Annotated in this window: 29 protein-coding genes; 19 read left to right on the plus strand and 10 right to left on the minus strand. The window is 62.6% G+C overall.

Going from position 1 to position 25727, the window contains the following annotated elements; all coding sequences use genetic code 11:
* The first annotated feature begins 7 nt into the window (after positions 1–7).
* The 11 genes from F3N42_RS06670 to F3N42_RS06720 all read left to right on the plus strand — a co-directional run bounded on the left by F3N42_RS06670 (position 8) and on the right by F3N42_RS06720 (position 8096).
* Positions 8–736, plus strand: a complete 729-nt coding sequence (locus F3N42_RS06670; protein WP_150863647.1) for a TSCPD domain-containing protein — start codon at positions 8–10, stop codon at positions 734–736.
* Between the two features lie 47 nt (positions 737–783).
* On the plus strand, positions 784–1404 hold the full coding sequence (locus F3N42_RS06675; RefSeq protein WP_150863648.1) for a hypothetical protein: 621 nt from the start codon (positions 784–786) through the stop codon (positions 1402–1404).
* Positions 1401–1799, plus strand: coding sequence for a hypothetical protein (locus tag F3N42_RS06680; protein WP_150863649.1), 399 nt, complete (start codon positions 1401–1403; stop codon positions 1797–1799). Before F3N42_RS06675 ends, F3N42_RS06680 begins: the two co-directional genes overlap by 4 nt.
* Positions 1796–3121: a thymidine phosphorylase gene (locus tag F3N42_RS06685; RefSeq protein ID WP_150863650.1), complete on the plus strand. Its 1326-nt coding sequence runs from the start codon at positions 1796–1798 to the stop codon at positions 3119–3121. Before F3N42_RS06680 ends, F3N42_RS06685 begins: the two co-directional genes overlap by 4 nt.
* A 12-nt stretch (positions 3122–3133) precedes the next feature.
* The gene (gene deoD, locus F3N42_RS06690; RefSeq protein WP_150863651.1) at positions 3134–3847 is read left to right on the plus strand and encodes a purine-nucleoside phosphorylase; all 714 of its coding nucleotides are present in this window, start codon (positions 3134–3136) and stop codon (positions 3845–3847) included.
* A complete protein-coding gene (locus tag F3N42_RS06695; protein ID WP_150863652.1) occupies positions 3844–4269 on the plus strand; it encodes a cytidine deaminase in 426 nt (141 codons plus the stop codon). Before deoD ends, F3N42_RS06695 begins: the two co-directional genes overlap by 4 nt.
* Positions 4270–4355: 86 nt before the next feature.
* Positions 4356–4916: a gluconate 2-dehydrogenase subunit 3 family protein gene (locus F3N42_RS06700; protein ID WP_150863653.1), complete on the plus strand. Its 561-nt coding sequence runs from the start codon at positions 4356–4358 to the stop codon at positions 4914–4916.
* The gene (locus F3N42_RS06705; protein ID WP_191621275.1) at positions 4903–6582 is read left to right on the plus strand and encodes a GMC family oxidoreductase; all 1680 of its coding nucleotides are present in this window, start codon (positions 4903–4905) and stop codon (positions 6580–6582) included. Before F3N42_RS06700 ends, F3N42_RS06705 begins: the two co-directional genes overlap by 14 nt.
* 23 nt (positions 6583–6605) lie before the next feature.
* Positions 6606–7040, plus strand: a complete 435-nt coding sequence (locus tag F3N42_RS06710; protein ID WP_150863892.1) for a RidA family protein — start codon at positions 6606–6608, stop codon at positions 7038–7040.
* A gap of 14 nt (positions 7041–7054) precedes the next feature.
* Positions 7055–7510: a universal stress protein gene (locus tag F3N42_RS06715; RefSeq protein ID WP_191621276.1), complete on the plus strand. Its 456-nt coding sequence runs from the start codon at positions 7055–7057 to the stop codon at positions 7508–7510.
* The gene (locus tag F3N42_RS06720) at positions 7503–8096 is read left to right on the plus strand and encodes an alpha-ketoglutarate-dependent dioxygenase AlkB family protein (RefSeq protein ID WP_191621277.1); all 594 of its coding nucleotides are present in this window, start codon (positions 7503–7505) and stop codon (positions 8094–8096) included. The genes F3N42_RS06715 and F3N42_RS06720 overlap by 8 nt, the downstream gene beginning before the upstream one ends.
* On the opposite strand, the gene dxs is transcribed toward F3N42_RS06720, so the two are convergent.
* Genes dxs through F3N42_RS06755 form a run of 7 tightly spaced genes read right to left on the minus strand, consistent with a single transcriptional unit; the run spans position 8038 to position 16654 of the window.
* Positions 8038–9990 carry a 1-deoxy-D-xylulose-5-phosphate synthase gene (gene dxs / locus F3N42_RS06725; protein ID WP_150863657.1) on the minus strand — a complete coding sequence of 651 codons (1953 nt, stop codon included), beginning with the start codon at positions 9988–9990 and terminating at the stop codon, positions 8038–8040. The two genes, F3N42_RS06720 and dxs, sit on opposite strands and share 59 nt — an antisense overlap.
* 12 nt (positions 9991–10002) lie before the next feature.
* Positions 10003–10914, minus strand: coding sequence for a polyprenyl synthetase family protein (locus tag F3N42_RS06730; RefSeq protein ID WP_224784780.1), 912 nt, complete (start codon positions 10912–10914; stop codon positions 10003–10005).
* A complete protein-coding gene (locus tag F3N42_RS06735) occupies positions 10907–11146 on the minus strand; it encodes an exodeoxyribonuclease VII small subunit (RefSeq protein ID WP_150863659.1) in 240 nt (79 codons plus the stop codon). Before F3N42_RS06735 ends, F3N42_RS06730 begins: the two co-directional genes overlap by 8 nt.
* 29 nt (positions 11147–11175) lie before the next feature.
* On the minus strand, positions 11176–12576 hold the full coding sequence (gene tilS / locus F3N42_RS06740; protein WP_150863660.1) for a tRNA lysidine(34) synthetase TilS: 1401 nt from the start codon (positions 12574–12576) through the stop codon (positions 11176–11178).
* Positions 12577–12586: 10 nt separating this feature from the next.
* Positions 12587–13543 (minus strand): acetyl-CoA carboxylase carboxyltransferase subunit alpha, encoded by a 957-nt coding sequence (locus F3N42_RS06745; RefSeq protein WP_150863661.1) that lies wholly within the window; start codon positions 13541–13543, stop codon positions 12587–12589.
* A gap of 37 nt (positions 13544–13580) precedes the next feature.
* Positions 13581–14483 (minus strand): tRNA glutamyl-Q(34) synthetase GluQRS, encoded by a 903-nt coding sequence (gene gluQRS / locus F3N42_RS06750; protein ID WP_224784782.1) that lies wholly within the window; start codon positions 14481–14483, stop codon positions 13581–13583.
* Between the two features lie 8 nt (positions 14484–14491).
* Positions 14492–16654 carry an EAL domain-containing protein gene (locus tag F3N42_RS06755; RefSeq protein ID WP_150863662.1) on the minus strand — a complete coding sequence of 721 codons (2163 nt, stop codon included), beginning with the start codon at positions 16652–16654 and terminating at the stop codon, positions 14492–14494.
* 245 nt (positions 16655–16899) lie between these two features.
* Between F3N42_RS06755 and efp the strand changes: the two genes are divergently transcribed.
* Genes efp through F3N42_RS06785 form a run of 6 tightly spaced genes read left to right on the plus strand, consistent with a single transcriptional unit; the run spans position 16900 to position 21204 of the window.
* Entirely contained in the window at positions 16900–17472 is a 573-nt protein-coding gene (efp, locus tag F3N42_RS06760) for an elongation factor P (protein ID WP_150863663.1), read from the plus strand.
* Positions 17473–17482: 10 nt separating this feature from the next.
* Positions 17483–18802 (plus strand): TRZ/ATZ family hydrolase, encoded by a 1320-nt coding sequence (locus F3N42_RS06765; RefSeq protein ID WP_150863664.1) that lies wholly within the window; start codon positions 17483–17485, stop codon positions 18800–18802.
* Entirely contained in the window at positions 18799–19512 is a 714-nt protein-coding gene (gene ubiG / locus F3N42_RS06770) for a bifunctional 2-polyprenyl-6-hydroxyphenol methylase/3-demethylubiquinol 3-O-methyltransferase UbiG (RefSeq protein ID WP_150863665.1), read from the plus strand. The genes F3N42_RS06765 and ubiG overlap by 4 nt, the downstream gene beginning before the upstream one ends.
* Positions 19513–20337 carry a squalene/phytoene synthase family protein gene (locus F3N42_RS06775; protein ID WP_150863666.1) on the plus strand — a complete coding sequence of 275 codons (825 nt, stop codon included), beginning with the start codon at positions 19513–19515 and terminating at the stop codon, positions 20335–20337. It abuts the gene before it with no gap.
* Positions 20334–20726 (plus strand): GFA family protein, encoded by a 393-nt coding sequence (locus F3N42_RS06780; protein WP_150863667.1) that lies wholly within the window; start codon positions 20334–20336, stop codon positions 20724–20726. The genes F3N42_RS06775 and F3N42_RS06780 overlap by 4 nt, the downstream gene beginning before the upstream one ends.
* A gap of 28 nt (positions 20727–20754) precedes the next feature.
* Positions 20755–21204 (plus strand): Slp family lipoprotein, encoded by a 450-nt coding sequence (locus F3N42_RS06785; protein WP_191621278.1) that lies wholly within the window; start codon positions 20755–20757, stop codon positions 21202–21204.
* A 24-nt stretch (positions 21205–21228) separates the two neighbouring features.
* Here the strand turns inward: F3N42_RS06785 and F3N42_RS06790 are convergent, their stop codons facing one another.
* The gene (locus F3N42_RS06790) at positions 21229–21615 is read right to left on the minus strand and encodes an FmdB family zinc ribbon protein (RefSeq protein WP_191621279.1); all 387 of its coding nucleotides are present in this window, start codon (positions 21613–21615) and stop codon (positions 21229–21231) included.
* Positions 21616–21631: 16 nt separating this feature from the next.
* On the opposite strand from F3N42_RS06790, the gene F3N42_RS06795 reads away from it, so the two are divergent.
* Together F3N42_RS06795 and F3N42_RS06800 are read left to right on the plus strand one after the other, a co-directional pair.
* Positions 21632–22342, plus strand: coding sequence for an SDR family NAD(P)-dependent oxidoreductase (locus F3N42_RS06795; protein ID WP_191621280.1), 711 nt, complete (start codon positions 21632–21634; stop codon positions 22340–22342).
* 70 nt (positions 22343–22412) lie between these two features.
* Positions 22413–22757 carry a histidine triad nucleotide-binding protein gene (locus F3N42_RS06800; protein ID WP_150863671.1) on the plus strand — a complete coding sequence of 115 codons (345 nt, stop codon included), beginning with the start codon at positions 22413–22415 and terminating at the stop codon, positions 22755–22757.
* 170 nt (positions 22758–22927) lie between these two features.
* On the opposite strand, the gene F3N42_RS15595 is transcribed toward F3N42_RS06800, so the two are convergent.
* Positions 22928–23932 carry a hypothetical protein gene (locus F3N42_RS15595; protein ID WP_191621281.1) on the minus strand — a complete coding sequence of 335 codons (1005 nt, stop codon included), beginning with the start codon at positions 23930–23932 and terminating at the stop codon, positions 22928–22930.
* Positions 23929–24804 (minus strand): DUF6502 family protein, encoded by an 876-nt coding sequence (locus F3N42_RS06810; RefSeq protein WP_191621282.1) that lies wholly within the window; start codon positions 24802–24804, stop codon positions 23929–23931. Before F3N42_RS06810 ends, F3N42_RS15595 begins: the two co-directional genes overlap by 4 nt.
* Positions 24805–25727 lie beyond the last annotated feature (923 nt).

Below are 25727 nucleotides of genomic sequence, written 5' to 3' on the forward strand. Positions count from 1 at the left end.
AGCTCACATGTCCATCAAAATAGACAACAAGATCGTCGGCTACGAAGTGGCCAAGCCCGAAGACAAGGCGCCAAAAGGCAAGCCGGAAGCCGAGGAACGCACGCGCGCAAAGGTCATTCGCATGACCGAGCAGGTGCAGCGCCCGGAAGGCTACGAGGCGCTTGAAGGCTCGACCTACAAGATCAAGACGCCGCTTGATGAGCACGCCATGTACGTGACCATCAACGACATCGTGCTCAACCCGGGGACCGAGCACGAGCAGCGCCGGCCGTTCGAGATCTTCATCAATTCCAAGAACATGGATCACTTCCAGTGGATCGTCGCGCTGACGCGGCTGATGTCCGCGGTATTCCGCAAGGGCGGGGACGTGACGTTCCTGGCCGAGGAATTGCAGGCCGTGTTCGACCCCAAGGGTGGGTACTTCAAGCCGGGTGGCAAGTTCATGCCGTCCATCATCGCTGAGATCGGCGCGGTGATTGAGCATCACCTGCAGAAGATCGGCCTGATGGAGAAGGAGCAGTTGTCCGAGCAGCAGATGCTGATGCTCGACCAGAAGCGCGCGGAGGCCGAGGCCGCGGGTCAAAAAAAAACGCTGACTGATACGAACCAGGCAGCCGGAGAGGATTCGGGTTACCCGGCCTCGGCCTCTTTGTGCACCAAGTGCAACACCAAGGCCATGGTCATCATGGACAACTGCGCTACCTGCCTGTCCTGCGGTTACAGCAAGTGCGGCTAGGGTCGGTCCGACGGAAGTCGGATTGACTCCGTGGAAGGGGGAGGAAAATGACAGGAGTTGGAATCAGGTATTTCCTGTACCTTTTGTCGACCTATTTTTTGGGTGAGGTGCTCATTCTTGAAACGCGCCTGCTCGGTCCTGCAGATATGTATTCTGAATGGGGAATTGTCGAACGCCTTCATTCGGGCATGCTCTTCCTGGCCGTCATTTTCGCACTGATCAGCGCCTGGAGGTCGCCAACGTGTCGCGAATTGGCCATTTGTCTCGCGGCGATGCTGTTTATGCTGTTGTTGCGTGAGAATGATGCTACTTTCGAGCTCTTTCTGCCCCACGGCGTTTGGAAGTATTTCGCGGCGGTAGTCGCTGTAGCCGTGACCGTGTACGCAGTTCCCCGGTTGAAGCGCATCATGATACAGGCCAATGAGTACGTTCGGTCCGCTGCCTTCGGCATGTTTGCCACTGCGGTAATCGTGCTCGCGTTTTCACGATTTTTTGGTCAAACCACGCATTGGAAGCTGGTCATGGGTGAGCAATACATGCGCCATGTGAAGAATGCCGCAGAAGAGGGTGTCGAGTTACTCGCGCTCACGTTGGTGGCAATGGCCATGCTTGAATTTCTCTTCATGTCCCGGTCAATGAAGGCCGTTTCCCTGACAGGAAATCAATGAGCGCGAATCCCAATGTGGTGGATGCGGGAAGCAGGCTGCTAGCCTTGGCGCTGTGGCTGGTCGCCTTCCTGGGCCTGTTCGCGGCCGGTTCGTATTACCTGGCCGGGCATGTCAAGAGCGAACTCGATGGCTGGGTGCAACCGGCGCTATTGATGCTTGTGCTCACCGGCATACACGTGGCGCTGGCCGTCGGCGTGGCCCGGCAGCGGCCCTGGGTGCGCTGGCTGGTCTTCGTTAGCATGGCGATGATGGCGTTGTCGGTCATCCTCGACGCGAGTCGCCAGCAGGTGCTCGACCTGGTGGCGGCACTGTGGCTGTTACTTGCCGTGGTTGCTAACCTGGCCGTGCTGGCCTGGTTGCGATTCGGCGGGGGACGACGCGCGCCGGCGCCATGAATGCCGCGGACCTGATCCAGGTCAAGCGCGACGGCGGTGAACTCGAAACCGCCGCCATCCAGCATCTCGTCCAGGGTATCGGTGAGCACACGCTCAGCGACATCCAGTTGGGCGCGTTGCTGATGGCCATCTACCAGCAAGGCATGTCGCCCCGCGAGCAGGCCGACCTGACGCTCGCCATGCGCGACAGCGGCATTGTACTGAATTGGGACGACCTCGACGGCCCGGTCGTCGACAAGCACTCCACGGGCGGTGTCGGCGACCTGGTCAGCCTGGTGCTGGCACCGATGCTGGCAGCGTGTGGTGTGTACGTGCCGATGATTTCGGGCCGGGGATTGGGCCATACCGGGGGCACACTGGACAAGCTCGAGAGCATCCCCGGCTTCAGTGTCAATATCGATATCGGGGACTTCCAGGCCCATGTTCGCCGGCACGGATTCGCGCTGGTAGGGCAGGGGCCGGACCTGGCGCCCGCCGACCGCCGCATGTACGCGGCCCGTGATGTCAGTGCCACGGTGTCCTGCACGCCGCTGATCGTGGCGTCCATCCTTTCGAAGAAACTGGCGGAAGGGCTCGATGGCCTGGTCATGGACGTTAAGGTCGGGCGCGGCGCCATTCTCGAAGACCTTGGCCGGGCCCGGCACCTTGCCGCTGCGCTGTGCGAGGTCGCGGCCGGCGCTGGCTTGCCGTGTCACGCCGTGCTGTCCGATATGAACCAGCCCCTGGCATCCGCCGCGGGCAATGCGCTGGAAGTGCGCGAGGCCATCGACTTTCTGCTTGGTCGCCGGCGTGAGCCACGCTTCACGGAGGTGGTCATGGCGCTGTCCGTGGAAGCCCTGCGCGTGGTGGGGGGCGCCGCCGACGACGAATCAGCCCGGCGAATGCTCGATCATGCCCTGGACAGCGGCGACGCGGCGGAGCGCTTCGCAACCCTGGTCGCCGCCCAGGGCGGGCCGCGTGACCTGATGGAGCGCGTGGATGACCACCTGCGCGCCGCACCGGTCATCCGACGCGTATCGGCGGGTGCGGCAGGCTATGTACAGGCCGTCGATGCGCTCGAAGTCGGACGCCTGGTTCGGGACCTGGGTGGCGGTCGCCGGCGCGAAGATGACACGATTGACCCGGCCGTTGGCGTCAGTGGCCTGTGCGCCGTGGGTGACCGGCTCGATGCGGACGATGCACTGGGCAACATTCATGCACGGGATGAGGCGGCGGCAGAGGCGGCGGCAGAACGGCTGGCCCGGCTGGTCAGCATTGGCCCCGAGAAGCCGGTGAAAACGACGATGATTTACCGGGTCGAACGCCCGGGCCACCAACACTAATGAGGCCGTAACATGAGCACACCCCATATCGACGCCAGCCCGGGCGATTTCGCAGAACTGGTCCTGATGCCGGGTGATCCCCTGCGTGCGCAGGCCCTGGCGACGCAGGTGCTGGAGGGCGCGAAGCAGGTCAATGGCGTGCGTAACATGCTCGCGTTCACCGGCCGGTACCAGGGGCACGAGGTGTCAATCATGGGTTCCGGCATGGGCATGCCATCCATCAGCATCTACGCGCATGAGCTCTACGATCATTTCGGCGTCCAGCGCATCGTGCGCGTGGGCACCTGCGGTGCGTTGACCACTGATCTGCAGCTGGGTGACCTGGTGCTGGCGACCGCGGCGAGTACGGACTCGGCGATGAACCGGGAGCGGTTCTCGGGTTGGGACTATGCGCCGGCGGCCGACTTCGCCATGGCGCGCGCCGCCTATGACGCGGCAGTATCGGCCGGACTCGCCGTAACCGCTGGCGAGGTGATGTCGACAGACTGGTTCTACCACCCGGACACGGAATTCGTCGACAGGGTTGCCGCTGCGGGCGTACTGGCCCTGGACATGGAGACGGCGGCACTTTATGCGCTGGCCCGCCAGCATCAGCGCCGGGCGCTGACTCTGCTGACCGTCAGTGACGTCATTCCGGCCGGGGCGCATTTCACGCCGGCAGAACGGCAGTCCGCTTTCGGCGCCGTCATCGACGCCATCCTGCCAGCACTGGTGAACGAAGCGTGACAGACGCGAGCCCCGTGGAACAGGCCGAAGCATTGGTCGAGCGCCTGCGCCCGGTCGCCAGGCAAGCCAGCGCCCAGGCCTGGTCGCCACACAGCGGCTACCGTGTGGGTGCCGCGGTTCGCGCCGTGTCCGGGGCCGTCTTCCCCGGTTGCAATGTCGAGAGTGACAGCTATGGGCTGACCCAGTGCGCGGAGCGAAATGCCTTTGCGGCAGCCATCGTCGGCGGCGTCCGGCCAGGTGAAATGGATGCCGTGTTGATCTATGTTCCGGGCCCGGTGACACTGCCGCCATGCGGTGGATGCCGGCAGTGGATGGTCGAACTGCTGGCCGAGGCAGGGCGTATCGTGTCCTGCTGTGACGGTGACCGCTTCGAGACCTGGGTTCGCGATGAGTTGATGGCAGGGGCGTTCAGGATGCGCTGAAGCCGTCCAGCCCGGTTCCCGGGCGTCCCGGTGATTTTGTTCACACCGATGCTATGCTTGTGTGAAACAACGAGGGGAGGGTGCGCATGGCTAGTCATCTGTCCAGGCGGGAATGCCTGGGAATCGGGGGGCGCCTGCTTGGCGCCGGTTGGCTCGGGCTGAACGCCCCGGGCGTTCTCGCGGCAGCCGAGGCCGCGGCCGCGTCGATTGAAGCGACGGCCCCATGGGCGATTCTGCAACCCGCCGAGGTCGCCACGCTGCGGGCGGTGGCGGACCAGGTCTATCCTCCCGACAATGGTCCGGGTGCGGCCGATATCGGCGCGGTGCGGTTCATGGACGCGGCGCTTGCAGGCTTTATGGCTGGGGCGCTGGGCATGGTCCGCGACGGCATGACGGATCTCGATCAAAGGGCGAGCGCTACCGCTGGCAGCACCTACGCTGACCTGGATTTCGATGCCCAGACCCGGGTGCTTACACAGGTCGAAAACACGCCCTTCTTCGGTACGATTCATTTTTTGACCATGTGCGGCGTATTCACGCTGCCCGTTTACGGCGGCAACCGTGACCTCGCCGGCTGGAAAGCCATCGGTTTCGAAAGCCGTCATGTCTGGACGCCACCGTTTGGGTACTACGATGCCAGCGCCTGAGCCGGCGGTGCGGTTTCCGACCCGCGAGCCTGTCGATTTCGTCATTGTCGGATCGGGCGCGTCCGGTGGCATCCTGGCCCGGGAACTGTCCACGGCCGGTTTCGACGTGGTCGTGCTCGAGCAGGGGCCTTACCGCACGGCCGCCGATTTCAGCCACGACGAGATGGTCAATTTTATCCAGGGCGAAATGACGTCCCATCCCGGGTGGAATGATCCGCAGACCTTTCGCGATGACCCCGATGCGGTTGCCGACGCCAATGCCAATGGCGGATTGCCACCCGCCCTGTACGCCCGGACCGTGGGTGGCGCGAGCGTCCATTTTTCCGGCAATTACTGGCGAATGCGGCCGCTGGACTTCAAGGAGCGCAGCCTGCTCGGCCCGATGTCGGGTACCGGTTTCGCCGACTGGCCCATCAGCTACGACGAACTGGAACCCTATTACACGCGCGTCGAGTGGGAGATCGGCGTGTCCGGGGAGCCGGGGCCATTCGATCCACCGCGTTCCAAGCCATACCCGTTGCCACCCATGCCGGTGAAATCGTCCGGCGTGTTGCTGGAGAAAGGGGCCAGGGCACTGGGCCTGCACCCGCAGGCCGCCCCCGTCGCCATCCTGTCGCAGGCCTACAACGGCCGGCCGGCCTGCGTGCATTGCGGCTTTTGCATGGGTTTTGGCTGCGAGATGAACGCCAAGTCGTCCACCCTGGCAACGGTCCTGCCACAGGCTGAAGCCACAGGGCGATGCGAGATCCGGCCGCTTTCGACGGTCTACCGGGTGGACACGGGTGACGATGGCCGGGTTGACCAGGTGCGCTACTACGATGCCCAGGGCGCGGAGCAGGCCCAGAAGGCGCGGGCAGTCATCCTGGCGGCCAACGGCGCGGAAACGCCCCGGCTGTTGCTGATGTCGGCGTCTTCCGCGCACCCCGACGGCCTGGCCAACTCGTCCGGACTAGTCGGTAAGTACCTGATGGGCAATGGCCATTCGACACTGCACGCGACGTTCGACGAGCCGGTCAATGACTGGAAGAGTATCCAGGTGACCCGCATCATCCATGATTTCTACGAGACTGATCCGGCCCGGGGCCACTACGGCGGCGGTGGCATCGATGCCCGCCCCCTGCTCAACGCCACGCCGCTAATGCACGCGCTCACCGAAACCGGAATGGGTACACCGCGCTGGGGCAAAGATTTCAGGCGCGATGTGGACTTCGGTTTTAGCCACCATGTCGCCGTGCTCGGCAGCACGACCTCCGTACCGCTGGAGCGAAACAGTGTCAGCCTGGACCCCACGGTCACGGATGACAAGGGGCGCCCGGCGTTGCGGGTGACCTACCGGGACCACGACGACGACCTGGCCATGATGCAATTCCTGCAAGACCGCGGTGAGGAGATCATGGACGCGGCCGGCGCCCGCCGGACCTGGCGCGAGCCGGTGGTCCCGCAGACGTTGCTTGCGCACCTGCTGGGGACCTGTCGCATGGGCAACGACCCCGCCACATCGGTCGTCGACGCGGCGCATCGTAGTCATGATGTCCCCAACCTGTTTATCTGTGATGGTTCAAGCCTGGTGTCGTCGGGGCGGGGCCAGCCCACCCTGACCATCCAGGCGCTGGCCTTCAGGGCCGCCGACAAGATTATTGAAGCGGCCAGGAACAACGAGATATGACCAGAGGAAAACACGTGAAAACAATGAAATATGCGTTTATTTTAATGTTGATTGGTGCTTCTTTCCCGCTGTTTGGGGATGACGACCTTCAATACCACGCCATCGAATCGGAACGGCCACTGCCGTTCTCTGACGCGGTGCGGGTGGATAACCTGCTGTTCCTGTCGGGCAAGCTGGGGAATATCGCCGGAACCATGCAACTGGTCGAAGGCGGCATCCAGGCGGAAACCCGGCAGACCATGGAGCACATCAAGGCCGCGGTGGAAAAATACGGCGGCTCCATGGACCGCATGGTCAAATGCACGGTCTTCCTGGCCGACATGGCCGAGTGGGGCGCCATGAACGAGGTCTACATGACCTATTTCCCGAAGAACCCGCCGGCCCGCAGTGCATTGGGTGCGAGCGGACTGGCGCTGGATGCACGCGTGGAGATCGAGTGCATCGCGGCGCTTGACTGACAGGAGACGGGCGCGTGAGTGGTGGCCAGAAAGTCCTTGTGGCGATTGACCTGAGCGACGAGTCCGGGGAAATCATTGAGCGTGCGCGGTCGATTGCCGGTGACGGTGATTTGCACCTGGTTCATGTCCAGGAGCCGATGGACACGGTCTACATGGGCGTGGTGCCATTCGGGCCGGTTTTTCCCGGTGTCGACGAGGCCGAGGATAAGTTGAGAGATGAACTGCGCAAACGCCTCGACCACTGGGCCACCCGGTTTTCGGTCGCGGCCGGGCAGGCGCACTTGCGATACGGCACGCCGGCGAGCGAGATCAAGGCCCTGGCGGATGAGATCGATTGCGACCTGATCGTCATCGGAACACACGGCCAGAAGGGTGTTCAGTTGTTGCTGGGCTCGACGGCCAATTCCGTGCTCCATGGCGCCTGTCACGATGTGCTCGCCGTCAGGGTGGGCGCTAAAGGGGATGACTGAGTTCCCTGGGTTCAGTTACACACCATCATTCATTCCTGCCGGGCAGGCCGATGTGCTGTTCACGGCCCTTTGGGCGAACACGCCATGGGAGCAGTTGGACATCGTTCTTTTCGGTCGCACGGTCAGGCAGCCCCGATTGACGGCCTGGTATGCAGAACGGGGTGTCCGCTATCGCTACAGCGGGCTGGAAATGTCGGGTGACGAGTTTCCGGCTGACATCGCGGACCTTGCGGCGCAGCTAGACCAGCACCTGGGGGTCCGATTCAACGCGGTCCTGCTGAATGCCTATCGCGACGGCGATGACGCCATGGGCTGGCATGCCGACGACGAGCCGGAACTGGGCGCACAACCGGTCATCGCCTCGGTCAGCCTGGGGGCCACCCGCGTGATGCGGGTCCGCCATGGCAAGAGTGGCCCGTCAACGGGGCTGTCGCTGGAAAATGGCAGCCTGCTGGTCATGTCTGGCGATAGCCAGGCAAACTTCCGGCACTCGATTCCCAGGACCCGCCAGCCGGTGGGCCGGAGAATTAACCTGACGTTTCGCCGTGTTGCCCCTGCAGGGGCACCGCGCCCGTCGCGAGCCTGACCGGGCCGGCCGCAGGGCTGGCCTGGCCGGGCAGGGCGCGTAGGCGGGCCTCGATGGACGCCTGTATGCCGTCGGGGTGCAGTCCAGCGTCCTCCAGGCATTCCTCGCGACTACCGTGTTCGAGATACGCGTCAGGCAGCCCGATATTGAGAATGGGCACCAGAACGCCGGCCGCGGCCAGGGCTTCATTAACGCCGCTTCCCGCGCCACCCAGCACGGCGTTTTCCTCCACCGTGACCAGCAGGTCATGGCTCTTGGCCAAACGTTCGACCAGGGCCGTGTCCAGCGGCTTGACGAAGCGCATGTTCACCAGCGTGGCGTCGATGGCCTCGGCGGCCTGGCGGGATGCGTCGACCATGGCGCCGAAGGCCAGGATCGCGACCTTATGGCCCTCGCGAATGACCTTGCCACGGCCGATCTCCAGGCCGGGTGCGCCTGGGTCGACCTCGACGCCGGGCCCCTTGCCGCGCGGGTAACGCACCGCGGTCGGCCCTTCATAGGCGAACCCGGTCTTGAGCATGCGCCGGCATTCATTTTCATCGGCCGGCGCCATGATGACCATGTTCGGCACGCAGCGCAGGTAGCTGTAATCGAAACTGCCGGCATGGGTCGGGCCGTCGGGACCCACCAGGCCGGCGCGGTCGATGGCGAACAGCACCGGCAGGTTCTGCAGGGCGACATCATGCAGCAATTGATCGTAGGCACGCTGCAGAAAGGTGCTGTATATCGCGACCACCGGGTGCGCGCCTTCGCAGGCCATGCCGGCGGCCAGCGTCACGGCATGCTGTTCGGCGATGCCGACATCGAAATACTGTTCCGGAAAACGCTCGTGAAATTCGACCATGCCTGAGCCTTCCCGCATGGCCGGCGTGATGGCCAGCAGCCGCTTGTCCTGCTCGGCGGTGTCACACAGCCAGCGCCCGAACACCTCGGTGTAGGTCGGCAGCGGCTTTTGTGGCCGCGGCTTGCTCTTGACGCCCTCGTCACGATCGAAGGGGCTGACCGCGTGGTACTTGACCGGGTCGTCCTCGGCCGGCGCATAGCCCTTACCCTTGGCGGTGATGATGTGCAGCAGCATGGGGCCTTCCAGCGTCTGCGCCGTGCGAATGGAGCGCAGCAGGGTCGGCAGGTCATGGCCGTCGATGGGGCCCAGGTAGTTGAAGCCCAGCTCCTCGAACAGCGTGCTGGGCATCACCATGCCCTTGACGTGCTCTTCCCATCGGCTCATGAAGCGCCAGGCCGGTGAGTCCTTGCGCATCATGCGCTTGCCACGCTCACGAATGCCCATCATCGTCGGGCCGCTCATCAGGCGACCGAGCATCTTGGTCATCGCGCCGACATTCGGCGAAATCGACATCTGGTTCTCGTTCAGCACGACCAGCAGATTGGGGTCGATGTCACCGCCATGGTTCAGCGCCTCGAAGGCCATGCCGGCGGTCATGCCGCCATCGCCGATGACCGCGACCACGCGGCGGTCGTGACCCAGGCGCTCGGCCGCCAGCGCCATGCCCAGGGCGGCGCTGACCGACGTGGAGGAATGACCCACGCCGAAAGTGTCGTACTCGCTCTCTTCGCGCTTGGGAAACGGCGCCAGGCCGTCCTTTTTCTTGATCGTGGTGATCTCGGCCTTGCGCCCGGTGAGGATCTTGTGGGGGTAGGCCTGGTGGCCGACATCCCAGACGATCCGGTCCTCAGGCGTCTGGTACAGGTAATGCAGGGCCACGGTGAGTTCCACGCAACCCAGGCCGGCGCCGAAGTGCCCGCCCGCGCTGGAGACGGAATCGATCAGGTATTCGCGTAGTTCTTCGGCGAACGCCGGCAGCTGCGCTTCATCAAGTTCGCGCAGGTCGAGCGGCGTTTCTACGCGCTCCAGTAATGGGTACTTGGACGTCATGACAGGCCTATTTTACCCCTCACGGCGGATGGCGTAACCCGCCAGCCACGCCAGGGCACGGGTATCCCCCGGGAGTTCGGACAAAGAGCGCGTGGCCTTTTCGACCAGCTCCGACGCGCGCTCGCGCGACCGCTCCAGCCCCAGAACGGACGGAAAGGCGGGCTTATTGCGGGCGGCATCGCCCTGCGACGGCTTGCCGGTCTGCTGGCTGCTGGCCGTGACATCAAGCACGTCATCATGAATCTGGAAGGCCAGGCCCACGCAGGCGCCGTAATCGGACAGTGCACTGGCCTGATCGGCGGGCGCCAGGGCGTACAGCGCGGGCGCGGTGGCGCTGACGCGGATCAACGCACCGGTCTTCAGCCGGTGCATCGTCTCCAGTGCCGTCGCGTCGATGGTCTTGTCGATGGCGGCAAGGTCCAGAACCTGCCCTCCGGCCATGCCCGCGGCTCCGCAAGCGTGGGCGACCGCGCCGATCACGCGGACCTGTGCCGCCGGGTTTTGTGACAGGTTGGCATCATTGGCGAGCACTTCGAAGGCCAATGCCTGCAGCGCGTCACCGGCCAGGATCGCTGTGGACTGGCCATACACCCGGTGATTGGTCGGCCGGCCCCGACGGATGTCATCGTCGTCCATGGCGGGCAGGTCATCGTGAATCAGCGAATAGGCATGGATCAGCTCGATCGCCGCGGCGATGCCGTGCAGTTCGTCAACGTCAATGCCGAGGGCCTGGCCGGCACCGTAGACCAGCAGGGGGCGCATGCGCTTGCCGCCGGCGAGGGCGGAATAGCGCATCGATTCCAGCAGGTCTCCCGGCGTGTCGCCGGTTTCCCGCAGTCGCTGTTCCAGCTCGGACTCGAAACGCTGTCGCCACAGGGCCGCCTGGTCCGACGGCGATGGCGTGTCGGGGGCGGTTTCAGTCACCCGGCTTGAAGTCGCTTGCGGAGGATTCATCATCGATGTCCAGCAGTTGTTCAACGGTCAGCTGGGCCTTGTCGAGCACCGCCTGGCAACGGCGCGTGAGTTCCACGCCCTTGCGGAACTCGGTCAGTGACTGGTCCAGCGTCAGTTCCCCGGACTCCAGCTTCTGCACCAGGGTTTCCAGCTCGGAAAGGGCGTGTTCAAAGTCGGGGTTTTCGGGCGATTTATCTGACATTCGATGATCCTCGCGAAGGCGCAGCGACACTACCCCAGAGCGGGTGGGGATTCAAGGGAATCATGGCGGGTGTGCTGCTGTTGTCCAAGCCGGTCAGCCAGTTGTTTCAACACGGGGTCGGCCGGTTGCCACGACAGGGTCTGCAGTACATTCCCAGTGGATTCCTGTCCATCGGGATCCAGCAACCAGTGGCCGACGCCCACCAGCGTGTCCCCGCGGTAGATCAGGGGAACAAATTCGCGGAACCATGGCGGGATGCCGGCTTCGCGTAGCAGGTCTTTCAGCGCGCGCCGCGGTGACCCGGTGCTGAACCGGAACTGCTCCCCGCCGCTACGGAAACGGACGCTCAACTCGGTGGTGGCGTCGTTGGCAGCTGCGGATGACAACCCACCCGCTACTGGACCCAGGTCGAGGGACTGGTCCCCTGTCCACTGGCAAGGCTGTGCTGGTGCCGGGTAGGCGTCCGCACCCAGCCACAGGGCGTCATCGAAGTAGCGCAGCGCGTGGCCGCTCCAGGCCAGGCAAGTGGCCGAGCCGGCCTCGGCGGTTGCCAGCTGCTCCAGGAATGTGTCAAGGCGCTTTCCGGGCGGTGTCGAAAGGCCCCGTCGACGCAGCCAGTGCCGGATGACGACGCTGGCCAGGTAGGGCCTAACCTGGCGCAGGCCGGACCAGGGCAGGACGTGGCCGTCGAGGCGCAATTGTTCCAGCCAGGGTTCGGCGGCCTGGGCCAGCAGGCTGGACACCTCGGCCTGGTGGCCAGCCACGCGCGCCAGCCGCGCGGCGATGCCCGGCCAACGCTGTTCCATGACCGGCAGGACGGCCTGGCGGAGGTAGGCCCGGTCCATGGCCGTGTCGCTGTTGGAGTCGTCGTCGATCCAGTCCAGGTCCTGGTCGCGCAGGTAGTCACGTAATGCCTCCGGACCGATGTCGAGCAGTGGGCGCCAGACCCGTCCCTGGCCGAGCTGCCGCGAGCGGGGAATGGCCCCGAGACCATCAGGTCCGCTACCACGGGTCATGTTCAGCAGCAGGGTCTCGGCCTGGTCGCCCTGGTGGTGGGCGGTCAGCAGGACATCGCCGTTTTGCAGTAACGCTTCGAACTCGGCATAACGAATACGCCGCCATTCCGCTTCGGGGCCCAGGCGACTGTCCGGGTCGGGCCGGGTGCGGCGCACGACCAGCGACAGACCAATGCGCTCGCAAAGCGCCTGGCAGTGCCTCTGCCAGGCATCAGCATGTGTGTTGACGCCATGATGGATGTGAGCTGCTTCAACAGGCAAACCCAGTTCCGTGGCGAGTGCCGCCATGGCTACGGCCAGTGCACTGGAATCCGCACCACCCGACAGGGCAACAATGAATCGTCCGCCCGGCGAGATAGCGGGCAGTTGCGTGGCCAGCCACCTGGCGCTGAACCCGGTGTCCTGGCCACTCATGGTGATGGGGTCAGTCCTTGTAGCGGCCGTAGGACAGCAGCCGGTCGTAACGGCGGTCCAGCAGCTTGTCCGTGGTCATGGCGGTCAGTTCGTTCAACTGCCGTTCCAACGTCTCGCCGATGCTGGCCGCGACCGCTTCGGGATCCTTGTGTGCACCACCCAGCGGCTCGGGAATCACTTCATCGACCAGGCCAAGTTCAGAAAGCTTGGCGGAGGTGATACCCAGCGCGGAGGCGGCTTCCTCGGCATGGGCAGCGTCCTTCCAGAGAATGGACGCACAGCCCTCCGGTGAGATTACGGAGTAGGTGCTGTACTGGAGCATGTTCACGCGATCGCCGACACCGATGGCCAGCGCGCCGCCGGAGCCGCCCTCACCGATCACGGTGCAGATGATGGGCGTTTCCAGCCGGGACATCACCGCCAGGTTTCGGGCGATGGCCTCGGACTGGCCGCGTTCCTCGGCGCCGACACCGGGGTAGGCCCCCTGGGTATCGATGAAGGTCAGCACGGGCAGGCGAAAGCGTTCGGCCGTGCGCAGCAGGCGCAGCGCCTTGCGGTAGCCTTCCGGGCGCGGGCTGCCGAAGTTGCGGAAGACCTTGGCCTTGGTGTCGCGGCCTTTCTGGTGCCCGATCAGCATCACGCCGCGACCACGGAAACGCGCCAGGCCGCCGACGATGGCGTGGTCATCGGCAAAGGCGCGGTCACCGTGCAATTCATGAAACTCGTCGAACAGCATGTCCACGTAGTCCAGCGTGTAGGGACGCTGGGGGTGGCGGCTGAGCTGGGAAATCTGCCAGGCATCCAGGTTGCTGAAGATGGATTCAATCTTCTGGTGCATCTTGGTCTGCAGGCGCTGGATTTCTTCTTCCAGGTTGATGGCGTTGTCGGAACCGACGTTGCGCAGTTCGTCGATCTTTTCCTGGAGTTCCGCGATGGGCTGTTCGAAGTCGAGATAGTTCGGATTCATGTTGAATTCACTGGTGAAGCAGGGCGCAGTATAACGCCTAGGCCGCCCCGGCGGCATCGGCCCGGGCCCGCCACTGCGCGGAGACCTTCCGTGGCACGGTGCCCGGTGTCCAGTTTGCGGTCGCCGCGGCAATCTGCCCTTCGACACCCAGGTCCGGCCTGGCCTGCTGGCCCAGTACCTGCAGGGCACGGGCGATCGCCAGTGCGGGTTCCAGGGTCTTGACCGGGTCGTCGCCGTCCTGTTTGCTCAGTTTGCGACCGTCTGCGTCGCACACCAGTGGCAGGTGCATATAGGCCGGGTGCGGCAGTCCCAGCAACGATTGCAGGTGCACCTGGCGCGCGGTCGAATCCAGCAGGTCGGCACCGCGAACCACCTCCGTCACGCCCTGGAATGCATCATCCACGACCACCGCGAGCTGGTAGGCCGGCAGGCCATCGGCACGTCGAATGACGAAGTCGCCGCAATCGTGTTGGAGTTGTTCCGTAATGACGCCATGAACGGCGTCGGTGAAGGTCACCGGGGTCGCATCCACGCGTGCGCGGATCGCTCGAGCGGTTTTCCCCCTGGCGATGCCGTTCCGGCAGGTTCCCGGGTAGACGCCATTATCGGGCAGGTCGGCCCGTGAGCAGCCGCACTCAAAGGCCTTGCCTTCGCGTAGCAGTCTTTCGATGGCATTGTCGTAGGCGGTGGCGCGGGTGGACTGGAAAAGGACTGGCTCGTCGGCCACCAGGCCGAAGCGGGCGAGGTCGGCGATGATGCGTTCCGCGCTACCTTCGACTTCTCGCGGTGGGTCGATGTCTTCGACCCTGACCAGCCAGCGTCCGCCCTGCGAGCGGGCGCTCAGTGCGCTGCCCAGTGCGGCGACCAGTGAACCGAAATGCAGGTCGCCGGTGGGCGATGGCGCGAAGCGCCCCGTGATGGCAGATCGCCCGCGAGTCACCGCGAGCCTTATTCGCCGATGACCTTGGGCTTGCCTTCGAGGAAGTCCCCGGTCACCAGTTTGACGCCGCACTGCCAGAGCAGGGCGAGGTCGGATGAGCTGCGGACGTTGTTCACGTAGACGGAACAACTGTGATTGGCGGCTTCGCTGACCACGCGTCGAACACGGTCAACCAGCTCCGTGCGCTGCCCGAGTTCCTCGGTCAGGACAGGGTCAAGGCGCACCAGTTCGGGGTTCAGTGCATCGATCAGCGCGAGCTTGCGGTTGCTGTCATCCATGGCCGACAGGCTGAAACCGCAGCCAGTGTTGGCCAGTTCGTCCATCAACCGTCGGGCGGCCTTGGTGTGGTCGCGGGCCATTCCGGATTCCAGTTGCAGGAACACGCGTTCACCCGCAACACCGGATTCCTGCAGTTGCCTGCGGAACCAGCCAGGAAAACTGAAATCCTGCAGTGAGTTCCCACTGATGGAAATGATGTGCCGGTCCGTTCCGCCATCGATGGCGCGCAGCAGGCCGGGAATCACCAACCGGTCGATCCGGCTGGCCAGGCCATTACGTTCCGCGGCTCCCTGGTAGTCGGGGTCGCTGTCATCGACCGCATCATCGTGCATGACAGTGCGGTTCTCGAACAAGGTTTCGCCTTCGCCTTCCAGGTGCATGATGTTGTGCTGGATGGTGAAGAAATCGTCGTTGTCGAGGGCGTAGCGAATGCGCTCAACCCAGGCGGCCTCGTGATTCTCGCTGGTCAGCTCGCCACGGGCCGGCTTGTAGCGAACCACGGTGTCACCGGTCTGGACCGCGGTGTGCCAGGCATCACGTGCGTGCGCCAGCGCGGTTTCCGCGTCCTGGGAGTACGGGTCAAACATCGCCACACCCACACTGCATGGCCGTGGCATCGACCGGGCAGCTTCGCTGGTGCCTTTTCGCTTGACGGCCTCCCTGAGGCGTTCCGCGAGGGCTTCAACACCGGCGCGGTTCTCGCGCAGGGCGTAAACGGCAAACGTGGCGTCGCCGAAGCGACAGGCCAGTTCGTCGTCATGCAATTCATCGCTGATGGCGCTCGAGATGCCCTTGACCAGGTGATCCATCTCGGCCACCGTCAGGTCATCAAACAGGCTGGCGTGCTGATCCGCGGCGACAAACAGCACCGCACCGCGGGCTGGCTCGTCTGAACCGGACACGCCGCTATCGACACGGGCGACAAAATCGGCACGAAACAGCAGGCCGGTGACAGGGTCGGCCAGGGCGGGAACGGTGTCATTGCTGACCGCCGGCACCGCCGGTGCCTCAACCGACGGCACTTCTTCCGGCTCGGGGGTCTCCACCACGAGGGCTTCAATAACAGGCGCTTCAGCAACGGGCGCTTCGTCAACGGCTGCTTCGGCTGCCGTTTCGCTCTGGGCGACTTCGGTAGACGCTGCCTCATGAACGTTGACCAGCATCTGAATGCAATCTTCGTGGTCCAGGCGTGCGGGGTCGAAACGCAGTGATACGGCGACAGACTCATCTTGGCGCGGCTTGATCCGTGCCTCGATGGGTTCGGGTGGGAACTGTCCGTCGCCCAGGTCCCTGATCAGTCGCTTCAGGTCGAGATCCTCGGCCTGGACGATTTCCAGCAGCGAGGTGCCAGCCAGGTCGCCAAACTGGTCCACACCCAGGAGATCAAGGTAGGCGGCATTGGCGGCCACGTGCAGGCCTTCATGGAAATAGGTAATGGGGTCTTTCGTGGTCTCCAGCACCAGTGCGAGCTGGGCGCGGAGTTCATCGATATCACCCTGGCGCTGGTCGTTTCTACGCAGCGCGGCACCGGCACCCAGCAAACGCCGGCACAACGACACCATGCGGTCGTCGTTGCCGGACTGGATCAGCATGCCACCGTTCTGGAGGACCTCGCCAGCACGTCCGGCCAGGTTGTCCTGGTCCGCGGTCACTGCAAAAAAGGTCTGCAACTCATTGGCCAGCGATGCCGTTTCATGCAACGAGACCGGGCCATCCGCGCCATGTACCACCAGCACGGGCCGGAATTCGCGGCCCAGACGGGCGGCTTCGTGCGACGAGTCGGCGTGCAGCACCTGTACGCTGAGGCCGGCATTGCGCAACTGGCTGTTGAGCCCGGCGGCGGCTTCAGGTGACGGGTCGATGACGAGGATGAATTGGCCCTCTATGGGCATGTGGCGTGTTCCCTTGTGTCTGGTGATCTGGTGCGGATACAACGATAACTACGGAAAAACAATATCCGTATTTGCGCAAATCTGCCGCACGTTAATGAAAAATTTAGTCTAGCCCCCTGGTGAACCGACAATTATGACCAACTTCTCCATGATTGTGTATGACAAGCTGAATCATCCCGGGGTTCACTGATATCATGCGCGTCTGATTCGCGCGCCCGCGCAAAAACAATCAAACGGAGCAGGCCATGGCCTCATACAGCACCAATGAATTCCGGGGTGGACTGAAGATCATCCTGGATGGCGACCCCTACAACATCGTCGAAAACGAATTCGTCAAACCCGGCAAGGGGCAAGCGTTCAACCGCGTCAAGATTCGCAACCTGCTGACCGGGCGCACCGTCGAGCGCACCTTCAAGTCCGGCGAGTCCGTTGAAGCGGCCGATGTTTTCGAAACCGATGTGCAATACCTGTACAACGATGGCGATGAGTGGCATTTCATGCACCCCGACAGCTTTGAGCAGTACGCTGTGGCCAAAGACACGGTGGGTGAGGGTGCCAAGTGGATGAAGGAAGAGGACACCTGTCGCCTGACGCTGTGGAATGGCAGCCCGTTGGCTGTTGAGCCGCAGAACTTTACCGAGCTGAAGATCGTCGAGACCGACCCGGGGCTCCGCGGCGACACTTCCGGCAGTGGCGGCAAGCCGGCCACGCTGGAAACCGGCGCCGTGGTGCGCGTACCGCTGTTCGTGCAGGAAGGCGAGGTCATCAAGGTCGACACGCGCAAGGGTGAGTACGTTTCCCGCGTGAAAGACAGCTGAGGTTCCGGCCATGAGCGCCAGCATGCTGCTCCTGCCGCGCTACCTGCTGCCGGTCCGGCCGGCGCGGGAATTGCAGGTTGGGATGGCCGTTCGCGTTGTCGACGGCAACATCGACGCGGTGTTGCCCAGGGCAGAGGCGCTTGCGCGCTTTCCCGAAGACCGGCGTGTCGAACTTGATCGCCACGTGTTGATGCCCGGGCTGGTCAACATGCATACGCATTCGCCGATGGCGCTGTTGCGTGGCTACGCCGACGACCTGGCCCTGGATACCTGGCTGCAGGACCACATCTGGCCGGCCGAGGGTCGCTGGGTCAGCGAGGCCTTCGTCCGTGATGGCACGCGACTGGCCATGGCGGAAATGATCCGCGGCGGCACGACCTGCTTCAACGAAATGTATTTCTTCCCGCGGGAAATCGCGCGAGTCGCGGCCGAGGCCGGTGTGCGCGCGGTGATCGGCAACCCCGTCATTGATGTCCCCACGCCGTGGGCCAGTGGCATCGACCAGTGCCTGGCGCTGGCCGAAAGCCTGTCCGACATGGTCGAGGCCGAACCGCTGCTGGACATGACCCTGGCGCCGCATGCCCCGTACACCGTGGACGATGCCGGCCTGTCCCGTGTGGCTGAACTGTCCGCAACGCGGGGCTGGCGGGTGAACATGCACGTGCTCGAGGCGGGCTGGGAAGTCGCGCGGTCGCAGGAGATGCACGGCGAAGATACCTTGTCCCGGATGGACCGCCTGGGGCTGCTGAGCCCGGATTTCGTCGCCGTGCACATGGTGCACCTGACGGCCGCGGATATCGAGTTGGTTGCAGAACGTGGCGTGCATGTCGTGCATTGCCCTGAGTCCAACCTGAAGCTGGCCAGCGGAATCAGCCCGGTCGCGCAGCTGCTGGCCGCAGGCGTTAACGTTGCTGTCGGCACGGATGGTGCCGCCAGCAACAATGATCTGGACCTGCTGGGTGAGCTCCGCACCGCGGCCTTGCTGGCCAAGGGCTCGTCGGGTGACCCGGCTGCGCTGGATGCCTGGGCCGCCATCGAGATGGCCACGCTGTCCGGCGCGCGGGCCCTGGGCCTGGGCGACCGCCTGGGCAGTATCGAACCGGGCAAGGCCGCGGATCTCGCCGCGATGGACCTGTCCGCGCCCGAGACCCAGCCCGAACACCATGTTCAGTCACAGGTTGTCTACGCCGCCAATTCCCGCCAGTTTTCGCATGTCTGGGTTGCGGGCAAAGCGCTGATGGAAGAGGGCGAACTGACCACGCTGGACGTCGACCGGGTGGTCGCACGCGCCGCCGAATGGGACGAACGCCTAGCGGTGAGGGCGGCATGAACACGTCGAACCTCGACCCGGCCGAACGGGATCGTTTCAACGAACTCGCGTCCAGCTGGTGGGATCCGCAGGGCGAGTCGAAGCCGCTGCATGACCTGAACCCGGCGCGCCTGCGCTATATCCGTGATCGCGCAACGCTTGCCGGCGCGGCCGTTGTCGATGTCGGCTGTGGTGGTGGCCTGCTCTCGGAAGGCATGGCCGCGATGGGTGCGCGGGTCACTGGCCTGGATGTCGCCCGCCGCGCACTTGACGTCGCCCGCCTGCATCTTCACGAAAGCCAGCTTGAAGTCGACTATGTCGAAACCACGGTCGAAGCCTATGCGGACGACCACGCCGGCACCTTTGACGTGGTGACCTGCCTGGAAATGATCGAGCATGTTCCGGATCCGGTGTCCGTGGTGGCGGCCTGCGCACGACTGCTGAAGCCGGGTGGCCAGGCGTTTTTCTCGACGCTGAACCGTACGCCGGTCGCTTTCGCGCTGGCGATCGTTGGGGCAGAGCATGTCATGCGCATGTTGCCCCGGGGCACGCATCGCTACGACCGCTTCATCCGCCCGTCCGAGTTGTCAGCCTGGCTGCGGCGCGCAGGGCTGGAGGTGCACGAAGTCACCGGCCTGCATTACAACCCGCTGTCCGGAACTGTGCGCACCGGGGGCAGGCTGGATGTCAATTACCTGGTTCATGCCTCCCGGCCCGTAGCGGCTCCATAGATGACGCCCGCGTCCCGTTCAGCCTGCCTGGCGATCGTGCCGGGCGCGGGCTCCGCCTTTGACTCGGCTGCCCGTTTCCTTCGCAACCAGCCTGCTGAATCCCTGCTCGCTGCTGAAGCGCTGGTGCGCTCGGTGATCGAGGTGCCTGCCACGGTCTCTGACCCCGGCGTGGCCCTGGTCAAGCTGAAATGGTGGCGCGATGCGGTCGCCGACGCGGTGGTCAAGGGTGCGCACCAGCACCCGGTCATCCAGGCCGCATTGGACACGGGTGCGCTTGCCCACTGGCGCGAAGAGGCCTGGAATGACGGGGTCCTGGCCATCGGGCTCCAGTGTGATGGTGGCCCGTTCAACCACACAGACGCGCTGCTCGACTGGCATTGCAATGCCCGGGGCGGGCTGGAAATGGCACTGCTCCGCAAATCTACTGAGGCAAGGGATGCCGGCCTGGCCATGGCTGTGCTGGAGCCACTGGAATCCTGGCTGGTCAATGGCGGCGAGCCGACATGGCTGCCGCTCGATGTGCTGGCCAGGAAAGGCGGGATGTCGGCCCAGGCTCACGCCGATGACGAGTCAGTACGGGCCGCACTGGTTGGTGAGCTGGCCGGGGCCGTATTGTCCCGTGTGAGGAAACCATCGGAAGTGCAGGACTGCCCCAACGCATTGGAAACAGGCCTGTCCGTGCGCGATCACGTGGTCTTTCTGCGTTTGGCAAGGCTTGCCAAAGCGCCCGCATCCGTACAGCGGCGGGGCATCGTGCCGACACTGGGCGAGGTGTTTTCCACCTGGCGCCATGCGCGTCGCGCCACTGCTAGAATGGCGTCATGAACGCACAACGCGCTTGTGAGGGCGGTTGCCACTGTGGCGCCGTACGCTTCCGGATCGCCGTTCCCGGCGAGGTCGATGTGCTGCGTTGCAATTGTTCCATCTGCCGTATGACCGGCTACCAGCACCTGACCATCCGGCACGAAGATTTCACGCTGCTGCGCGGCGGCGACACACTGACGGAATACCGCTTTAATACCGGTACTGCCCGGCACCTGTTCTGTGCCCACTGCGGAATCAAGTCGTTCTACCAGCCGCGGTCCCACCCCGACGCCTGGAGCGTCAACCTCAATTGCGTGGAACTGCCGGCCGGCGTGCATGTTCGAATGGTTGAATTTGACGGCGGCAACTGGGAGCGACACGTGGATGAAATCCGTGAACTGGTCAACTAGTCGAACGGTCCTGGCCATACTCCTGGCCGTGACCCTTAGTGCGTGCACAACCGTGCAGTTTGACGGCACCGAAGACCGGTTACAGGTCTATCCCACCGATGTCGGCAAAAACGGTGTGCCCACGCAGGGCGTCGTGGTCTGGGGCGGCCAGGTCATGGCCCTGACCAACAGCGAGGAAGGCACCATCCTGCAGATCCTTGCCGTACCCATCGACAGTGGCAACGTTCCGCAACCGGATTCGCGTTCAGTAGGGCGGTTTATCGCGTTTTACCCCGGCTTCCTGGAACCGCGGGACTACGGGGAAGGGCGCTGGGTCACACTGGCTGGTGACCTTGACGGCCTGGCCGACGCGCAGGTCGGTGAATACGTGATGAGTGTGCCCTACGTGAAGGTCCGGCAGATCCACCTCTGGCCGCCCAATCCCTACAACTGGTCACCGAACTGGAATGTGGGCGTCGGCGTTGGTGTAACGCTCTGAAGTCTTCCTGCGGCTGTTAGCCGGTCAGCGCTTGGTGCCCGTTTCTCGCCCGTCAATGATCGCCGGGCCCTTGCCAGCCGTTTTCTCGTAAACACCTTTCTCCAGTTTTCGATACTGGGTGAAACCGTGTTTATCGATGTTCTTTTCGTCCATCGCAGGCCCTGAACTGGTCAGCGCGGGTGCCGAAATGACGCGGCGGATCGCCGAGCCGCATTCCGGGCACCGTTCCAGGGCCGGGGCCGAGATTTTCTGGCGCCATTCAAAGCCGTTCATGCAGTAACGGCACTGGTCGTCGCCCGTGGGTTGATAGACGTAGGTCGGCATACGCCCATTATCACCGCAATCGCCAGCGCGCCAAAGCCCCATGGTTTGGCCCCCGGCTGAAAACGGAATAAAATTGCCGGCTCTCAAGCCGGTGCCTCCCCGAATGTCGAATTCCAAGCATGTAAAAACCGTCCTGATTACCGGCGCCGCCGGTGGCCTGGGTCGCTCACTGGCCCTGGCCTGTGCGAAGCAGGGCATGCAACTGGTGGTGCTGGACAAGGACCGTCGCGGCCTCGCAGGTCTCTGCGACGAGATCGAATGTTCCGGCGCGCCCGCGCCCGGCGTCTGTGAGTACGACCTGGTCGCCCTCGGCCCTGACCAGTGCGACGAACTGGTTTCCGGCATTGTCGAGGCCTATGGCCAACTCGACGGCCTTGTTCACTGCGCAACACGATTCGATGGATTGCAGCCGCTGGACCAGGTCGCTGGTGACGCCTGGCTCGGTCACATGCAGGTCAACCTCAATGCACCGTGGCTGCTGACGCGTACCGCGCTGCCGGCGCTACGGGATCAAGGCGGGGCCGTCGTGTTCGCAATCAACGACGATGCGGCTCGCGGCAAGGCATACTGGGGTCCATATGGCACCAGCCAGTCAGCCCTTCAAACGATGGTCACGATGTTGTTTGAGGAATGTGAAGGAACGCCATGCCGGGTCTACGGCATCAATCCCGGCCCCATGCGGACCGGTGTTCGAGCCAAGGCATTTCACACTGAGGACCCTTCATCGGTCCCGTCCCCCGACCGTGCCGCCGGAAAGTTTCTCGACGCGGTCCTGGGCAAGTGCGCAGCCGGGCCAGCCTTGCAGCTAGACTAGTCCACTCCATTTCCTGCCGCCTGCAGTCCAGAGGGGCAGGGCGGACAGCCACCCATAAGCAGGTGCCACCATGTCAGAAGATCTGTTCCTGAAAATCATCGACCGCGAAATCCCCGCGGATATCGTCCACGAAGACGACGACGTGATCGCCTTCCGTGACATCAATCCGCAAGCCCCGCTGCACGTGTTGATCGTCCCCAAGTATCACATCAGGACGATTAACGACATAGAGCAGAAAGACGAAATACTTGTAGGAAAACTATTCTCAGTGGCGAAGGAAATCGCCCGGGAGGCGGGCTACGCCGAAGATGGCTACCGCGTCGTGATGAACTGTAACGGCAGCGCCGGCCAAACCGTATTTCACATCCACCTGCACCTGCTCGCAGGCCGGGAGTTCAGCTGGCCGCCAGGCTGAAAACCCAAGCCGGGGACCACACGATCCCCGGCTGACGTTGCAAATCTCACTACAGAATCAAACCCACTCTGCAAACAGCTGCGTCAGCATTCCCTGCCGAGAAAAAGCGCCCCTGCAAAGCTGCAGGGGCGAGCTCTCGTTGGTTAACTCATGCTATGCAATCGCCAGCCTTACTGACGGATTGACCCCGTCGGCGAACCAAAGCGATCATCAATGCCGATCGATCCGCCAACGCACTGGCCCGTAGCACCAGAAACCTTGACGTTATCAAACGACACAACTTCATAACCTGCTGAATCCAGAACGGAAACAGTCGCGGTGTTGCAGCCCAGGGTTACGGACATGTTCATCATGGTGCCGGCGGGAAGCGTAATGGAGATACCTTCAATTCCAGTACCACCACCTGCAACTTCGATGCCCGTTCCGCCACCGGCAACGTGTACACCTGTTCCACCGCCAGCGACGCCCGTGCCACCGCCCGCGACTTGCACGCCTGTGCCACCACCGGCGACGCCCGTGCCACCGCCCGCGACTTGTACGCCTGTACCGCCACCAGCGACGCCCGTGCCACCACCGGCGACTTGCACGCCCGTGCCGCCACCGGCAACGCCTGTGCCACCGCCGGCAACTTGTACGCCTGTACCGCCACCAGCGACGCCCGTGCCACCGCCTGCGACTTGCACGCCAGTGCCTCCACCGGCAACCTTGAGGCCCGTGCCTCCGCCGGCAACACCCGTGCCACCACCGGCGACTTGCACGCCCGTGCCTCCACCAGCGACGCCTGTGCCGCCGCCAGCCACATCAAGTCTTGAGTCGCGACGCGTTGGCGTAACTTCAATTAGGGAAAGATTTCCTGACCCAGCGTCAATGCTGGAGAAACCGACGAAAATGCTTCCGTCGATGTGCCAGGATGCTGAAATTCGGTTGTTCTCAACCGAGATACTGAGATCGCCATTGGGGCTCAGTGAATCTGCATTTGCAGTACTCAGGAAACCAGCAGCAAAAAGTGCGCAGGCCAGAGCTGTCCGTCGGATGCCAGTTCCCGACTTTTCAATTCCAGTGCCATTCTTTTCAATGCCGGTGCCGCTTTTTTCGATACCAGTACCGGACTTTTCGATACCAGTGCCGCTTTTCTCAATACCTGTTCCGCTTTTTTCAATTAACCAACGAGTCATCTCATATCTCCTTCTTCATCAGTTTCATGACCGCCCCATTGGTACCATCCGATACCTACAGTGAGTTGGCCTGGTTGCTTTTTTGGTTCCTCGAATTTCTCGAGTAGTTGCTCGCCTTCCTTGATTTGTTTTTCTAATAACTGTCTAGCTTCCTTTCTAAACGATCTAAAGTTTTGTGGTGCCAGTCTGTAAGTCCATCGACCTTGCTGAGGAACGCGCCATTCAGGGTCAGTCTCCATATTGTGAATTGCGGCGCTAAGGACTCTTGAGGATTCGATGTAAGCAATGTCTGTCATTTTTGCTACATCATCTGAAACTGGTGAATACCAAGGGGACAGTAGCTTTACCCTCTCAACAGCACCAGATTGCAGTTGAACATTTCCGGAAGATACAACTCTGTCGAGCACGGTTTTAACAGTGATGTTTCGCCCAACAGATTTGAGAATCAGCCCCTGAAAGGTTCTGCCACGGCCTTCCACTGGCAGAATGGCGGGTTGACCAGTCTCATTATTCGAGAAAAATGGGTCGGTTGCCCACATATCCAAAAGAGCACTTTCGGCACAAATTTCATTGGGTTCAAGCTTTTTCTTAAACTTGTCTTGAAGAACCGAAGTAACTACTCGGGTATCTAAGCCCGTCATTAGCGCTAGCGCGCTCTTTGTCGGCTTTTTGCCGTCCTTTGAGAGTTTCTTTTCCGCCTCTTCTACGTAAATGACCCGAATGAGATCCATGAGAGCGGAAAACGACAAAGTGCCGATCAGAAGACGAATTAGTCTTCTGAGCACCAATTGAACAGCATCAGCAACTGATGCGTATTCACCAGGGTTTGAATTCTGATTTTCCAGTGGTCTGCCCAACATTGGTTGCTGCACTCATTCCCCAGGGTTCGGGCGTCCGCAAGGGCGGAGCACCGCCACCCATGTCCGCTGTGTGGCGAATGCGCTAACGACCGAAGTCCATCAATGTGCAAGCCTTGATGCCGCAGACCATCAAGTTCTTGGTTGGCGTTTTGGCCGTAGATCCGCTGAGGCCAGTGACGCCAAGTTATCAGGATAGCTACTTATTCAATAGCTTGCACGTAATTTTTTAACAAAGTTCGCTCCGATGTCACCTAAGTTTGGGTGGGTCGGTGCGGCCGGGAATTTGGCAGCGGGTTATAAAATAGGGCGCCTACACTCCATGTAGGCGCCCTGCACAGAGCGAAAGTGACGGAAACTTTCGCCTTTCCTTGAGCGTCCCTGCTCCAATTTGGCCGTCCTGGCCAGGATTTCCCACATCCGTATGTCGGGTCGAGGTCCTTGGTGAGTGCTTCGGCTACTGCGCGGTGACTGTCTTCAGTCACTTGCTTGAACCGGTGATGTTCCTTCCTTAGAACTGCGCTCATCTGTGTTCTCGACCCGCAACAACCGTCGTATTCGTTTTGCCTGGGACTTCAAGTCCCGTTGCTTCCCCGGATACATGTCCTTGACGCGTTTACATCACTTCCACGAATCCTTCAGAAATAATTTATCAGGTATAGCCACTAACGTCTATAGCCATATATGAAATTAGCCGCATCCGCACATAGCCGAAAATGTATTTAGACTTTTTTGTGTTTAGACACTTGTGTGTTTAGCCAAATGTGGCTATACTTGTTTTCAACGAGGGACGAAAAGGGCACGGATCGCCTTTTTCAGCGACGCAGGAAGCGTTGTTTGGCAGATGGATTTGCGGGACGAAGGAATCGTCTTGACCTCGGCGCAAGGAGGCAATTCGCGGGTGGCGACACGTCCGCAGAGCGGTTTGGGGCAGTAAG

This window comes from Marinihelvus fidelis (assembly GCF_008725655.1).
In the GTDB taxonomy this organism is placed as follows: domain Bacteria; phylum Pseudomonadota; class Gammaproteobacteria; order Xanthomonadales; family SZUA-36; genus Marinihelvus; species Marinihelvus fidelis.